General features: G+C 38.3%; 13 protein-coding genes and 5 pseudogenes. 6 read left to right on the forward strand and 12 right to left on the reverse strand.

Annotated features, from left to right (window positions below; genetic code table 11):
- Positions 1-9: 9 nt before the first annotated feature.
- The 3 genes from ACW5MY_RS12140 to ACW5MY_RS12150 are packed head-to-tail and all read right to left on the reverse strand — an operon-like array spanning position 10 to position 3,479.
- Positions 10-1,482 (reverse strand): serine hydroxymethyltransferase, encoded by a 1,473-nt coding sequence (locus ACW5MY_RS12140; RefSeq protein WP_309328539.1) that lies wholly within the window; start codon positions 1,480-1,482, stop codon positions 10-12.
- Positions 1,364-2,356 (reverse strand): alpha/beta fold hydrolase, encoded by a 993-nt coding sequence (locus ACW5MY_RS12145; RefSeq protein ID WP_013352963.1) that lies wholly within the window; start codon positions 2,354-2,356, stop codon positions 1,364-1,366. The genes ACW5MY_RS12140 and ACW5MY_RS12145 overlap by 119 nt, the downstream gene beginning before the upstream one ends.
- A gap of 52 nt (positions 2,357-2,408) precedes the next feature.
- A complete protein-coding gene (locus tag ACW5MY_RS12150) occupies positions 2,409-3,479 on the reverse strand; it encodes a hypothetical protein (protein ID WP_013352964.1) in 1,071 nt (356 codons plus the stop codon).
- Between the two features lie 548 nt (positions 3,480-4,027).
- Between ACW5MY_RS12150 and ACW5MY_RS12155 the strand changes: the two genes are divergently transcribed.
- Positions 4,028-4,990 carry a helix-turn-helix transcriptional regulator gene (locus tag ACW5MY_RS12155; RefSeq protein ID WP_013352965.1) on the forward strand — a complete coding sequence of 321 codons (963 nt, stop codon included), beginning with the start codon at positions 4,028-4,030 and terminating at the stop codon, positions 4,988-4,990.
- A gap of 75 nt (positions 4,991-5,065) precedes the next feature.
- Positions 5,066-5,698, forward strand: coding sequence for a type 1 glutamine amidotransferase family protein (locus tag ACW5MY_RS12160; RefSeq protein WP_013352966.1), 633 nt, complete (start codon positions 5,066-5,068; stop codon positions 5,696-5,698).
- 231 nt (positions 5,699-5,929) lie between these two features.
- On the opposite strand, the gene ACW5MY_RS12165 is transcribed toward ACW5MY_RS12160, so the two are convergent.
- The 4 genes and pseudogenes from ACW5MY_RS12165 to ACW5MY_RS12180 all read right to left on the reverse strand — a co-directional run bounded on the left by ACW5MY_RS12165 (position 5,930) and on the right by ACW5MY_RS12180 (position 8,383).
- Positions 5,930-6,109: a homing endonuclease associated repeat-containing protein gene (locus ACW5MY_RS12165; protein ID WP_220176626.1), complete on the reverse strand. Its 180-nt coding sequence runs from the start codon at positions 6,107-6,109 to the stop codon at positions 5,930-5,932.
- A pseudogene (locus ACW5MY_RS12170) lies at positions 6,040-6,294 on the reverse strand (homing endonuclease associated repeat-containing protein); the annotation flags it as partial. The gene ACW5MY_RS12165 and the pseudogene ACW5MY_RS12170, both read right to left, overlap by 70 nt.
- Positions 6,295-6,705: 411 nt before the next feature.
- Entirely contained in the window at positions 6,706-7,977 is a 1,272-nt protein-coding gene (locus tag ACW5MY_RS12175) for a DUF1173 family protein (RefSeq protein WP_013352968.1), read from the reverse strand.
- A 103-nt stretch (positions 7,978-8,080) separates the two neighbouring features.
- Positions 8,081-8,383, reverse strand: coding sequence for a hypothetical protein (locus ACW5MY_RS12180; RefSeq protein ID WP_041481656.1), 303 nt, complete (start codon positions 8,381-8,383; stop codon positions 8,081-8,083).
- Positions 8,384-8,823: 440 nt separating this feature from the next.
- Between ACW5MY_RS12180 and ACW5MY_RS12185 the strand changes: the two genes are divergently transcribed.
- The 4 genes and pseudogenes from ACW5MY_RS12185 to ACW5MY_RS12200 all read left to right on the forward strand — a co-directional run.
- Positions 8,824-9,552 carry a hypothetical protein gene (locus ACW5MY_RS12185; RefSeq protein ID WP_013352970.1) on the forward strand — a complete coding sequence of 243 codons (729 nt, stop codon included), beginning with the start codon at positions 8,824-8,826 and terminating at the stop codon, positions 9,550-9,552.
- A 128-nt stretch (positions 9,553-9,680) separates the two neighbouring features.
- A pseudogene (locus ACW5MY_RS12190) lies at positions 9,681-10,028 on the forward strand (SMI1/KNR4 family protein); the annotation flags it as partial.
- 99 nt (positions 10,029-10,127) lie between these two features.
- Complete coding sequence (locus ACW5MY_RS12195) at positions 10,128-10,583, forward strand: SMI1/KNR4 family protein (RefSeq protein WP_041481658.1); 456 nt, start codon at positions 10,128-10,130, stop codon at positions 10,581-10,583.
- Positions 10,584-11,637: 1,054 nt separating this feature from the next.
- Positions 11,638-11,751: pseudogene (locus ACW5MY_RS12200) on the forward strand (sigma factor-like helix-turn-helix DNA-binding protein); the annotation flags it as partial.
- A 109-nt stretch (positions 11,752-11,860) separates the two neighbouring features.
- On the opposite strand, the pseudogene ACW5MY_RS12205 reads toward ACW5MY_RS12200, so the two are convergent.
- The 5 genes and pseudogenes from ACW5MY_RS12205 to ACW5MY_RS12225 all read right to left on the reverse strand — a co-directional run.
- Positions 11,861-11,998 (reverse strand): annotated as a pseudogene (locus ACW5MY_RS12205) (DUF2634 domain-containing protein); the annotation flags it as partial.
- A 100-nt stretch (positions 11,999-12,098) separates the two neighbouring features.
- Positions 12,099-12,797, reverse strand: coding sequence for an aspartate/glutamate racemase family protein (locus ACW5MY_RS12210; RefSeq protein ID WP_289393744.1), 699 nt, complete (start codon positions 12,795-12,797; stop codon positions 12,099-12,101).
- Positions 12,798-12,890: 93 nt separating this feature from the next.
- Complete coding sequence (locus ACW5MY_RS12215; RefSeq protein ID WP_088030689.1) at positions 12,891-13,160, reverse strand: DUF2577 family protein; 270 nt, start codon at positions 13,158-13,160, stop codon at positions 12,891-12,893.
- Between the two features lie 55 nt (positions 13,161-13,215).
- Positions 13,216-13,333, reverse strand: a pseudogene (locus ACW5MY_RS12220) (hypothetical protein); the annotation flags it as partial.
- A 272-nt stretch (positions 13,334-13,605) separates the two neighbouring features.
- A complete protein-coding gene (locus ACW5MY_RS12225) occupies positions 13,606-13,713 on the reverse strand; it encodes a winged helix-turn-helix transcriptional regulator (RefSeq protein WP_080565289.1) in 108 nt (35 codons plus the stop codon).

The following is a 13,713-nucleotide window of genomic DNA, read 5'->3' on the forward strand; positions in this document are numbered from 1 at the left end:
CTGAACGCATCACTCCGTATAATCTATAAGCGGATAAATTGAGCACAACGCTTCAATCTCTGAACGAAACTGCTCCCTCAAAGTTGGATCCAATTCGTACTCCTTATCGCCAAGCGGTGTCACTTTGTCTAAGATCCGGCAAACTAAATCAACAATTTGACGGCACCCCTGTTCGTCGACGCGACGTTGCGCCAGGGAACCGGTACCAATGCGCAATCCACTAGTGACGAATGACGACCGGGTCTCTCTTGGAACACGATTTTTATTCACTATAATCGAGCACTGTTCTAGCGCCGACTCAGCGATGGCACCAGTAATGGCACCATGCAAACGAATCAGAATTGTGTGGTTCTCAGTACGTCCTCCTATAACATCATAGCCTTTTTCCTGAAACGCACTTGCTATGGCATTAGCTGTGGTCCGAATTCGCTCTATGTATGCGTCAAACTCCTGTGACATTGCATAGCCGAACGCAGCAGCCTTCGCAGCTATTATGTTGACGGCTGGCGCTCCCTGCATCCAGGGAAATACTGACTGTTGCAAAGCACGGCTGAAGGTTGTCTCCCTGCCAGGAACCTTTTCTTTAGCATCACGTCCGGACATAATCAGACCACCACGTGGTCCTGCGAGTTGCTTATGCGTACACGTTGTAGTTACGTGTGCAGCGTTAATCGGGCTTGGGTGTCGTTTAGTCGCAACAAGTCCGGCGATATGCGAAATGTCAGCGAGCAAGATCGCCCCTATCTCATCGGCAATCTCACGGAACCTCTCGAAATCCACGACCCGCGAATAGGCAGTCGCACCACAGATGATCATGCGCGGGCGATGATCGTGGGCCAGTCTACGCACCTCGTCATAATCAATGACGCCTTCAGGAGTCGTGCCGTATCCAATCGCCCGGTAATACGTGCCTGAAAATGTGACTGGGCTGCCGTGAGTGAGGTGCCCACCGTGATCGAGATTCATTCCGAGCAGAGTATCCCCGGGCTGAAGTAGTGCCGAAAGCACTTGGTAGTTCGCACTCGACGCTGAATGTGGCTGGACGCCTGCGTACTGGGCACCGAACAGTTCACGAGCTCTTTGGATTGCCAGAGACTCGACCAAATCAACGTTCTCACATCCTGCGTGGTACCGTCTACCAGGAGTTCCCTCTGCCGTAACGTTGACCAAGGCAGAAGCTGACGCTGCCAAGGCTCGGGGCGTGACTGCACAGCAGGAGGCGACCAGTGACAGTGTTCGATGCTGACGCCTTACTTCGGCATCCAAGATGCTCTCCAGTTCGGGGTCTTGTATCCCTAGGTCTGTCAAGCCTCGCTGTAGCAGGTGAGCTTGGCTCCCAAGCAGTTTATTTTTAATCGTCATCTCATTTCCCTCCATTCCTGTTATCCGCTGCGAACGACAGAACGATATCAGCGACCTCTTGCGCATGGGTACGTATGAAATAGTGTCCCCCACCAGATAAAATTGCTGACTTAGTGACATCGATAAAACTTCGCCATTTATTCACTACGTCATTGGGCTGAGGTGTAGCCGGGTCTTCGTCACCTAACAACACCAGTGCTGGCATTCCACGTGCTTGAAGGTGTGTCAGCGTTCGATATGCCTCGGTTGCTATCAGGTGGTCCCTCCTGCCTCTGGCTAACATCCCATCGACCTCCTCGTCGGTTAGCCCGGTGAACGCCCCCAAAGACCGTAGATATTGGCCCCATTCATAATCTGAGGTCGTCTCGGCTTCACGCAATGCAGCGTCTGGGTTATCTATTGGCTGCGATGCCGCGACCACTAAGGTGAGGGAACTGACTGTGGGTGCTATAGCCGAGGCGATACAGGCCGCTGTTGCTGCTCCAGCGCAATGCCCATAAATAATGAGTTGGTCTGCATCGATTTTTTCAATCTCGGTTATGAGTTTGTTAATCAATTCAGAAAAGTCCGACGTTTCTTTTACTTCTAAATCACCGAAGTCTACCCCGAAGACACGCACGTCCTGATTTCCGCGAAATATATCTCGGTATGCGGTCGGATCGCCACCACCGAACGGGACGGCAACCACTGCAATCGACCCATCGGCTGTAGACTCGTCGTGTAGCGGGACGAGTCGCACATCACGCCTAATAGAATTATGTAGGATGTACCTAGCTAGTTCCTCTGCGGTTGGGTGCTCAAAGATGGCAACAATCTGCAAATTGCCACCCAGACGCGACATCACGCGGACAGCATCGAAAGAATCGCCACCAAGCTTGAAAAAGTTATCACCTGGGCTTACGTATTCGATACCAAGAACTTCACTGAACGTCGCAGTGATTCGCTCTACTTCCCCCGCAAAAGTTTTCTCATCTAATTCAACTCTGTCTGTCATCTCATTCTCCTTTGTAATAAAATTTGTAATAAATAATCATTGAACCAAAATGTTATTTATTCTTTTCCTTCTTATCCGAGAGGATATCAGCAAGCTCATTGAGTAAGTCGTTAGCAGCAATCTTGCTGCAAAATTGGCCCTCGAACTCGAGTCGGAACTCCGAGGCACTTATTCTCCTAATATCCATACCCACAGGGAATGTCGCGCTTATCACTTGCGACGCAGGGATTCCCCGCGGGGCTGCACCATTGATAAACAGTTCGGACGCTCGGCAGCACTCTAGTGCCTCACGGGCGTCTGAGTTGTGCCGTGCACGGGCCTCCAGGCTTGTCCGAAACTGAGTCGGGGCATTTTGGATCTGCTCGATAGGCATTGCAATGAGGCCGGTCATCATACCGATAGCCCCTGACTCGTGAGGTAAACGCCAACACCGGGACAAGCATACCGTATCGCCCTCCGACACCACGTTTGTGCCGCATAGCAACGCTAGGACTTCGGTGATAGGTAGTTTATCAGCATTCTCAATCCGTACGACTCTGCTCAGGGATACCCGTTTTGCTTGCGCGCTCCACGCAAGCCGCCCAGATTCCGACAGTCTCACGGGCTTCATCGGTTTTCTGCGTAACTCCTTTGACGCAACATCTTCCTTTGCTATCGCGAGCTGACGTTCCACATAACTGTAGTAGGCTTGCCGCCCTTGATTAATGTCGTGCAGCGCTAAGTCTAGCATTCCTACATGCGCCAACTGAACTAAACTGCTAACAACATTGAGGGTCTGCTCATCTGCAAGAGCATGGTGGATTGACAGATAGAAGCGTTGGTTACTACCTGTCCTCACGTTGCAAACTGCGAATAGAGCAGCGCCGGACCTAACTGCTAACTGTACTAGACGGAGGGCTTCGTAGTCCGTTGCACCCCGAGCCTCAATTATCTCAATATATTGGCCAAGCTGCTCACTCCACCCGGCAATCACAAGCTCTCGCAAGAATTCCCGATTGAAGGCTATCCCCTCCTTCAGGTTTATGACGGTGGAGACCTCTGGTGCAATGCCCGTACAATACGTTTGAGCTACCACTGCTTTCGCTTCGGCACTTAGCGGTACATTGGCTAATGCATGTATCACGATTCCTTGTCCTCCTAAAGTTCTTTTTGGGATAATCGCTTTAGTTTAAAGAGGCATATAGTATTAACACGGTGACTTAATATTCAAGTTTTGTATGATGAATATTATTGACCCCCCCAATTTATTGCATTTTAGGACCAATCCATGCATATTTTATCAAAAATCGCCAATCCTCTTTCGTTATTAAAGTACCACTTATTTACATGGTAATCAACTGTTTTTTTGAAAAGTTACCAATCTTTATAATATTTAGGGATTTAAAATATAATTATTATCATTAAATCAAAAATAATCCAATCCTCCTTGTTTTTTTCTTGTCCGAACACGTTAAAATAAGGAGTATGTTTAATGAATTATATAGACTCATTTCAATAGAATAGGGAAAACACAATCGTACAATTCAAGAATATATAAAATTGGTTGTGGCATTGGGAAAATGGGTAGTCGAAAGACTGGTAAAAACTTCGATATGGGTTTCTTACATCTAGGAACCTACATGAATGGGTATCTTTTATAAAAACAAAAATTCCATATAGAGGTGAATTTGTATGCCTAAAATTGATAATATGCTGGCAATTCTATGGATGCTTAGTTCAAGTGAAAAAATTACCGCAAAACAAATTTCAGAAAAGTTAGAGATAAGTATAAGGACTGTGTATCGTTATATTGATACACTTTCAACAAGTGGTGTACCTATAATTTCAGACACAGGACATAACGGTGGATACACTCTATTGAACAATTTTATTGAAGCTCCTCTTATTTTTGATTTAGAGGAGCAAATCTCACTATTTCACGCTGCTGTTTTTGCAGAAGAAGCCGGATATTATGGAGGTGAAGCACTAAATAGGGCTATTTCAAAGCTCAGCAAATATTCAAATCAAGAGCAGGAAACAAAGATAAACCAACATTTAACCAGTCTTGAAGTAATAAGACGATTAAGTTCCCTCTCAATGGAACCTTTATTAAAGGAGTTGGAGCAGGCCGTAACTGATAGATACTCTGTAAAAATTCTATACAATAAAAGTGGTGGAGAGCAATCAAAGGATAGATTGGTTGATCCGTACAGAATTCTTTATTGGAATAATAAGTGGTATGTGATTGGATTTTGTCATCTTAGGAATGATATTCGTAGTTTTAGAGTAGATCGAATTGAAAGTCTAATGCTAACCGAAAATAAGTTTAACCAGCCAGAAAATTTTTCAGCACGTGACTTTTTTATGAAAAACCTCCTTCCAACTATAGAAGATAAGGAAGGGATTATCCCTTTGGTTATTAATGGGGATGCAAGGGCGTTGGGTGATATTTGTAAACATTGGTTTTTAGGACATTATTTACAAGAACGGACTTCAAATCAAGCAGTATTTCTTCTCGAAAAAAATATGATACATACATATGTACCTTATTTACTTTTACCGTATGGTAAATCTATTCAAGTTATTAAGCCAATAAGTCTTAAGAAAAGATTTATTGAAGTTCTGTCTGAATTAATAAAATTTCATCAAGCATGATAACTTCCCTGACGTTATCTGTCAGGGAAGTTATATTATAATACTCTATATTAATTGTGATTGGAGTGTTATTGGATGCAAACAAAAACAGTTTATCTTTATGTATTCAATACAATGTCAGATTGGGAATATGGATATTTAATTGCTGAACTAAACTCGGGAAGATATTTCAAAAAAGATTTAGCACCATTTAAAGTAGTTACAGTAGGAGCTAGTAAAGAAATGATTACAACGATGGGAGGACTGAACATAAAACCAGATATTTCTCTTGATGAATGTACTCTTGAGAGTAAATATCTTTTAATTTTACCTGGAGGGACTACCTGGAGAGAAGAAATTCATCAACCTATCTTGAAAAAAGTTGGCGAAGCTTTAAAGCTTGGCACTATTGTTGCTGCAATTTGTGGTGCAACTGAGGGCCTCGCAAATATTGAATACCTAGATTCTAGAAAGCATACAAGCAATAACTTAGAGTATATTAAAATGGTCTGTCCTAATTATAAAGGAGAAAAATTTCATGAGATGGGACCTGCGGTATCTGATGAGAATTTGATTACTGCATCAGGAGTAGCTCCTCTGGAATTTGCGATGGAAGTACTGAAAAAATTAGATGTATTTGCACCAGAGACATTACATTCATGGTATAACCTAAATAAAACTCATAAATCTGAATACTTCTCCAAGTTAATGAATTCAATAAATAAATGAGCTAAAAAAGTCAACTTAGCAGCTTTATATTAGTTTAAATAATTAACATGCTTTAGACGATGTCAAAGCATGTTTTTTGTAATGTTTATGGAACGTGCGGTCCATTAAATGCATTTTGAAAAAAGACCACCAGTGTCCTGGTAAGAATTTTTCGTCTATAGAATTCGAACGTTTCCGTGAAACATGAGATTAATAATAAAACCTCGCTGACTGCCCTATTGTCAGTGAGGTTTATTTGTATAATTCTTTGTTACTCTTAGTTTTGTCTTTTTTGGGACCTTCATAGACTTCCAATCCTGCCGCTTGTAAAGCTTGGTTCCAGCTGCCAAATCGAAATTGCATTAATGCTGGTTGTTGAACCTCTTTGTATCTTGGAGGGCGTCCATATTTTTTAGCATTTTTTCCTGCAATATCTCAAGTAACTCGTCATTCTCATATTTTGTTTTTTTAGGCTTATTGATTGGAATGCCGGCTTTTCTTAGAGCATTTTCCCAACTTCCAAATCGTATTCGAATAGTAACACGTTGCGGTACCTCTGATGCTAAGGGTGTTCTCCCAAGCTTTTCATATAAATCTCTGAGTATTTGTAATAACTCTTCATCTTTGTATCGACGACGACTAAATGCAACCTCTCCCTCACGACATCGATCTTAATGTTTGGACTGTCTGTTTCACTCATAAATGAATAGTCTACATCGGCGGCCGCAGTATAGTTGATGCTATATATTTTTTGAGAATGAGGTGGTACTGACAGTTTTTTCGGTTTAAATCCTGGTCCATCATCGTTGTTATTAGGATAAATAAAGATGAGCTCTGTATTTTTCCCGTAATTGTTTACTTTTACTGAACAATCCATGTTCAGCTGATCATCCATTGTTTCGTAATTGCAGGAACTTTTGTTTTTAATATATTCAACAGCTTCTGAGCCGGTCGCATTCCGTTTGATAAGAAACATCGATTGCTCAGTACTTCAGCAGGTCTTATCAAAAGCCCCGCCCCCTTTCCTTTTATGTAGATCGACGCAAGGCTCCTTCTGTTAGTGTAGTTGAATGCTTCTCAGGCAAATTCGGGATTTTCTTATTCCTAAAAGCATCCCAGTACCAAAAATTATAATTCTCTAATTTAGAAAAGTGTTTTATTTTTTCATCTCTTCTCGCATGATAATCTTCATCTGAAAGACTCCGGCCGAAAACTTCTATAATTGTTTTTGGTGAAGTATCCAACAATATAGCGTCTGGTTTCATTCCATTCCATTCGGGGTAATTTTTTGTTGAGTATGGTTTTTGGAAAAAACGCTTCTCTTGGCATAACAAGTCGTAAAACTTGATTTCATAAGAACTTTCAGACCATAATCCATGTGAATTGGACGGCACAATAGCTATGTCTATAAATTCTGGAGGGGTGTTTCCTCCTGTATTTTTTACCCATCCTCCAACCCAACAGTGTTGATTCAAATTTTGATTTTCAACAACGATATCCCATCTTTCCTTTGAACAAACAAACTTTTTAATTTCTTTATCTTCGATTGAATCCAAATGAACTAAATAACCATCGAAGCCATCTTCTATTTCTTCGTGGTCGATATATGAAAGGATAACAAACATACAATTTTTATGATCTCTTTCTATGTAATAACTTCTATTTAAACTCCCCATTCGATACAACACATTATGTAGAGATAACCCTCTACCAATTTTTATTTTCTTTGATTTAGAAACCAACGCCTTATAAAAATCTATTTTTGTAGGAAACGGTATATCCTGTTCAAACCTGTATTTGTTTACACCATTCCATGTCTCGGTGATCCAGTGTGTCAAAAAACCAAACATTCCAATTTTATCTTGAATCATTTTCTTTTCTGACTTTCTTCGATTATTTCCACTTTTCCGATTCCTTTTTTGTTTATTCAAGACGAAATCAGTGTTTTTAAATTTTACGCTTAATTCACCTTCTTTTGTAATCCAATTTTGATTGTACAATGATGAATAACTATCCCCATAAAAGTTACAATATGGTGTATGCTTTTCTTTGTCGCCTGGGAAGGTAGAGAAATAATAAAGTTCTTTACCACTGTATCCTTTTCTGTGGTTAATTTGCATTCTAACCTGTTCTAAATGATTACATTTGCATTCTAACGAGACTTTGTTTTGATTATACAATTGATATAATTCTGATAAAAATGCTTTCCTCTTTTCTTCACTGAATTCCTCTAGAACTGTTTCGTAAGAATAAGTCTTAGATTTCCCAGTAAAATATTTTACTTTAAGAAAATAATCCATTCATTCTCCCACCTATATTATACAGATCGCTATAAAAAAGCTTATTGTTTAATATTAAAACGAAACTTAATAGCACTCAAAACCGCTTGGCAGTTTTCGTCATCTAGCTCATCATTAATTCAGGAATTGTAATGTTATCAATTTGAGAATTAAATAATTGAATTCCAAATCGAATCATGGCCATTTCAGATGGTGAGTAGATTTGTATTTGTTGCGCTAATGTATCTAAGTCAATTCCTACATCATCTACCACATGTTTTAAATCTTCATATTTATAAGTTGCTGTAGCTAAGTAACAAAACGAACCGCACTCTCGGTTGTCTTCTATTCGATTAAACCCCAATTGGTTCATAAGCTTAATAGCAGTTTCTTCGTGATTATTTAAAATACACCTATATCCCTCCAAAAATTCTTTCTATTTTCCATTATACAGCAGGAACTTCAATTTGCATGGTTTGATGCAGATATTAAAAAGAAAAATGTAATTATGGTTGGGTTGGAACGCGGATAAACTAAGACTCTGAATATGCCGGCACACGCAGCTGAAGATGAACTGACGAAGGCACCGCTTCGGAAGGCCGCCGGCATTTCCGTGGCTTGGCCCCCCGCCGCGGACAACTGCTGCATGATTCCGGACACCCAATACCAAAAGCTCCTGAGTTACGGCCACTGATTAGAGATCGGTCCTGAAACGGTTACCGGGGCACATCTCCCACACTCTCTTATTACTGAAGTATTCACTCTTAATACAGACAAGTAGCTTATTTCAGCTAATACCCCTCTTTTCTTTTTTTATAAAAAGAAAAAAGGTATAATGGTGAAAAGTGTGTGAAAGGAGTGAATCCAATGATCGAATTAACTCCTCTTCTTTATAAAGGCATTTCTGAAATGCCAGGATTTGATATCATTCAGTCTACACTGAGGGAACAACTAAACGAAGACGATTTTTTATTTGTAAAAAAAGTCTATGAAGTACACTATGAAAATAACATTGCAAAAGATGTTCTGGGCTATACTCGCAGAGATAAGTTTTCTCGTCGAAAAAAACAGTGGAAAATGAAAGCTTTGAAAGGCCTTGAGAAGTACAAAAAGGATAAAACACTTTCACGAGGCGTTTATCGTCATTTAGTTGAAAATTACATAATGATGAAAGAATACGAAGAAAGTAAAAGTTCTTCATCATTTAAAAAAATGTTTAAAGAAAAAGATAGCGATACTGCTATCCAATCATTCGTAGATGATATAGAAGCCTGGTCTAAATCTAAAACAACCAGATTAATTGATTATCCATTTTTCAGTGAGCTAAGCAAATCTCAACAAATCGCATCCCTTGAGTTTGATATCTGTATGATGGTTGGCGAATGGCTTATAAAAAATGTGTCTAAATTAGTTCCAGCGGAAATCAAAGATGGGACTATTCTTTTCAATGAAAAGGAGTATCTCGAATCACAGAGTTTTGTAGAAAGGGCCCCTTCTACAGCCTTGGAAAATCCATATTGGGGTATAGCTAAACGATCTCTTTCTCCTATCAATAAAAAGAGCATCTTTAATCAAGAAGAAAAAGCGCCTTTTTGAAATAGACGATCGGTACAGTTTATTAATCGAATCTGAAGTAATTGATCATTATAATAAGCAAATAAGAACACCAAGCATGGCAGATTGGCGGCTTTTTGTTGATTTGATCAACAGACGCGACAAGAAAAAGAAATGGCGATACACCTAAACTCCTCAACATTTTTTCTCGTTTAGAGAACGGCAAAGGATACCCTTATCTGGAAGAGCTGGCATTGTTAGGAGGCAACCTTAAAGAAAGTGAGTCATATATAGTTAACGTTTCTAATCGTTATCGAGACGGCAGAATGCCAGATAAAGTAATACCGATTGCCGATGACGTGTTTGGCAATGAAATCTGCTTCGATTTTAGAAAAGGCCTCAGTAGTCCTTCTATTGTATTTTGGGATCATGAAATGGCATTTGAAGATCCTGAAAGAGCTTTAAGTCCTGTATGTGATTCTTTTACCGAGTTGGTTAATAAACTATATGAGGAATAAACGGATAAAGCCTTTCCCCTTCTTATTAAGGAGAAAGGCTCTTTTTATTTAATACTAGGGCTAACTTTAAACGTTTTATGACTAGTAGGAGGTTAACAAATGCAAAATATTAAATGGAGAAAAAGAAGTACTTTTCAAGAGGCTACAAATAGTCAAATTGAGTATGTAGAAGAGAAATTAAAAATCAAGTTCCCAACAGATTACAGAGAGTTCATTAAAGACCATAATGGATGCTCTCCTATAGATAAAAAGGTTGTTTCATTCCAAAATTCTCGAGAATCAATAAACAATTTATTAAGTATAGGAGATCCAACTCGACCAATTGATCTCCTCAGTACACTTGATAATGTTAAAGATCGGTTAGTTGATAAGATCATACCTTTTGCTACAGATGCAGGGGGAAACCTCTTTTGTTTTGATTATAGAGTGTCTTCTCAAATACCCGTAATTGTTTTTTGGGATCATGAGATCGCTAATGAAGATAAGGAAAGTTCCATTAGCTATGTTTGTGATTCATTTACAGATTTAATGGACAAGCTTGAAGAACAATATTAAGTTTTTTGACTACTGATCTGAAATTTTCGAACAAACTCTTAGTGTCCTTGGCATTCAAGGTTCTAAAAATAGCAGAGGAATATTGATTAATGTTTGATAATTCTTTTTTAAAACAGAAGGAGTTTAACTATTGATTGATCTTACAAATACCGGTCTAAGTATTATTGCCTCATTATTAACCATCATAACAATAATTATAGGGTTTGCTGCTACCAAAGAAACTCCTACTAAAATAATTCACGAGGCAATAACAACTCTGTGCATATTGGAAAAAAGAAAATCAATATAATAAACATCTTCATGCCTAGTCAAAATCAAATAGATAAAGTCACCAATACAAAAAGGGAGCCCGGCTCAGATAATTATTTTATGATTGTTCTTTTTTATATAGCTATCATTATCTTTGGTGCATTTTATACTAGTTACTATTATTGGTTTGTTGCAATTTTGTTGGCTGTCTTTATAATCCGGTTTATTAAGTGTATTCGTTTTTCAATTGCCATAAAGCTTACATCAAACTTATATGACAAAAGTAAATTCTTCATCAATTTTATCCAGCAAATAATTTTATGTGGCATTCTTCTAAGTCTGCTGTTTTTTTCAGTACCACAGGAATTACAAATAGTTGCTGATCATATAAAAGTATATTTTGAAGGAGGCACCTCCTTTAAAAATTTGGCTTATAGACTTATTTAAATACACATTCAGTATATGGAATACTACTACTTTTTATTTTTTCATTTTTTTAGAAGCGTAGGGATGTTGATTCTTACTCTTTTTGTATTCTATACAACAGGCAAGAATGCATTACCAATTTATAAACACAAGTCTTTCAACAGAAGAAAAGTGTTGTAATGAACTTTCTTCTTATATTTGTGTTATTATTCTTATTTTTTCTCACTCTACCTAAAACATAGCTTAGAACCTTTGTGGAATGAATGGGCACGCAAATAAAAAATGTCAAATTTATTAATGTTAAGGCCCCTATAGAGGGTCTTCTCTTATTTTAATAAAGTTTTAAGTTGCTCTTTCAGTCTATAAATACCATCTCGATAAGCTCGGCATTTCAAGGAGTTATGTGTCGCGGATTGAAAAACGCGCATTGATGAAGATGTTTCATGAGTTTTACCGGGCGGAAAAGGAGAAGCGGAAGAAGAAGGGAAAGTGAGCGAAAAGCCGGATCTGACATTCCGGCTTTTTCTATTTTATCTTTTTCAATCATGACTATGAACAGAATATGCGTAGCGCTCAGTGTGAAGGGACAAATATACAAACTATTTAATCGCGTCAAGGCCTGTGATGAATTCATTTGTGATACGGCCATTTTCAAAATCAATTTTGTAGGTTTGCGAGGTCTCTATAACTTCGCTGTCATCTTCAATATCATCAAATTCAATTTCTGAGGAAAGGGTCATGATAAGATCACTCGTATAACGTTCCTCCATTTATTGATTGAATGAACCATAATAAAAACCGCTCCTAAAGAGCGGTTTTAAAATATAAGAAATAATCTTTCTAAGAAGAAATCGAAAGCGATTTATTTACTGCTTTTTGAGCATGGATTAAAGTCGTATCAAATAATGGCACTTTTGAATCGTCTGCCTTTACTAATAGTCCAATTTCAGTGCATCCAAGAATGATTCCTTCTGCTCCTCTATCTACCAAATTATTTATGATCTTCTTATAAATGTTTTTGGAAGACTGTTTAATTTCACCCAGACACAGTTCTTGATAAATAATATTATTTATTAATTCCCTTTCATCATCATCAGGAACAATGACATTAATATCATGAGACGCAATACGTGATTTATAAAAATCTTGCTCCATCGTATATTTAGTACCAAGCAGTCCTATTGAGCGAATGTCTTGTCTAATAATTTGTTCTGCAGTTGCATCGGCAATATGCAAAATAGGTATAGTGATCATTTCTTGGATATATCCAAGAACTTTATGCATAGTATTTGTACATATTACAATAAAATCTTCACCCGCTTTTTCTAATGATCTTGCAACTTCCCCTAAGGCTTCACCTGCTTTATCCCAAGCACCTACAGATTGATAATGTTCAATTTCCTTAAAATCAACACTGTATAAAAGACATTTTGCCGAGTGAAGCCCTCCTAACTTCTTTTTTATTTCTTCATTGATAATTCGATAATACTCAGCTGAAGATTCCCAACTCATTCCACCAATAAGACCAATAGTTTTCATAACCCCCCTCGGATAAAATTTTCAAAATATTATAGTTATTCTAAAGCATAGATTAGGTCTTTACAATTATTTATTTTTTCAGGATTACTATCATTAAATTTTATCGAGAATAAAAAATGATTGTCCGCCTTTTAAGGAGACAACCATCACACTTTCACCAGTATTCAACGCTTCTTCTTCACCGGGCCGCAGCCGCTTTGGAACAACAATCAAATCAGCAGGTATTATTAATTTGTCATTTTCATTAAGCCTTATTTCAACAGGAGAAACGGAAACCACTTCAGCCGGTAGAATATCCACTGGTGACTCAGAATCAATAAAGTCAGAATATAGAAAAAGAGATGTGACAGTTATGAAAATCATTTTTCTCATTCGTTACTGCATTTTGGTATCAAATGACTTGACTTATAAGTCCTTAACTTGCGTCTTCTCTCAAACGATTCAACGCCGGACGCTCTAAAAACTCCTCAGAAAATCTTTCACAGGCATACTTCAGTCCCTGCTTTCTATATGCAGACCTCGATCTGGCTGCCGATGCTTGAGCCCTTGTTCCTCGGTTGATAACCTTACAGCTAATGGCTATCATCCTGAAGTTTGTCCTACTGAGGTGATTTTCAACGGTGGAAAAAAGAAAAACTAGTTACTGATTAGTAACTAGTTTTTATCTTAAAAGATTCAAATATTAGGTTTCAGATTTTCTGGTTTAACCATCTCATCAAATTGTTCTTTCGTTAATAATGTAAGCTGCACGCAGTCTTTTTAGCATTAACCCTTCCTTATGAACAAACTTGGCATTTTCTAATATTTTTCATACCTGATAAGGTTCTAATTCCCTAAGTTGTAGTATCAATATCCTCTGTGTAATCCATGGAATTAACCTTTTAAGTTTATTAAACCTAACTGTTTTATTAGACAA

Source organism: Bacillus sp. Bwzl_19 (genome assembly GCF_054900515.1).

Bases quoted from the DNA above. Each gene is read 5' to 3' on its own strand.
- ACW5MY_RS12185 (WP_013352970.1), top strand. From the start codon at position 8,824: ATGATCGAATTAACTCCTCTTCTTTATAAAGGCATTTCTGAAATGCCA.
- ACW5MY_RS12160 (WP_013352966.1), top strand. From the start codon at position 5,066: ATGCAAACAAAAACAGTTTATCTTTATGTATTCAATACAATGTCAGAT.
- ACW5MY_RS12155 (WP_013352965.1), top strand. From the start codon at position 4,028: ATGCCTAAAATTGATAATATGCTGGCAATTCTATGGATGCTTAGTTCA.
- ACW5MY_RS12140 (WP_309328539.1), bottom strand. From the start codon at position 1,482: ATGTCACTAAGTCAGCAATTTTATCTGGTGGGGGACACTATTTCATAC.
- ACW5MY_RS12210 (WP_289393744.1), bottom strand. From the start codon at position 12,797: ATGAAAACTATTGGTCTTATTGGTGGAATGAGTTGGGAATCTTCAGCT.
- ACW5MY_RS12195 (WP_041481658.1), top strand. From the start codon at position 10,128: ATGCAAAATATTAAATGGAGAAAAAGAAGTACTTTTCAAGAGGCTACA.
- ACW5MY_RS12215 (WP_088030689.1), bottom strand. From the start codon at position 13,160: ATGATTTTCATAACTGTCACATCTCTTTTTCTATATTCTGACTTTATT.
- ACW5MY_RS12175 (WP_013352968.1), bottom strand. From the start codon at position 7,977: ATGGATTATTTTCTTAAAGTAAAATATTTTACTGGGAAATCTAAGACT.
- ACW5MY_RS12145 (WP_013352963.1), bottom strand. From the start codon at position 2,356: ATGACAGACAGAGTTGAATTAGATGAGAAAACTTTTGCGGGGGAAGTA.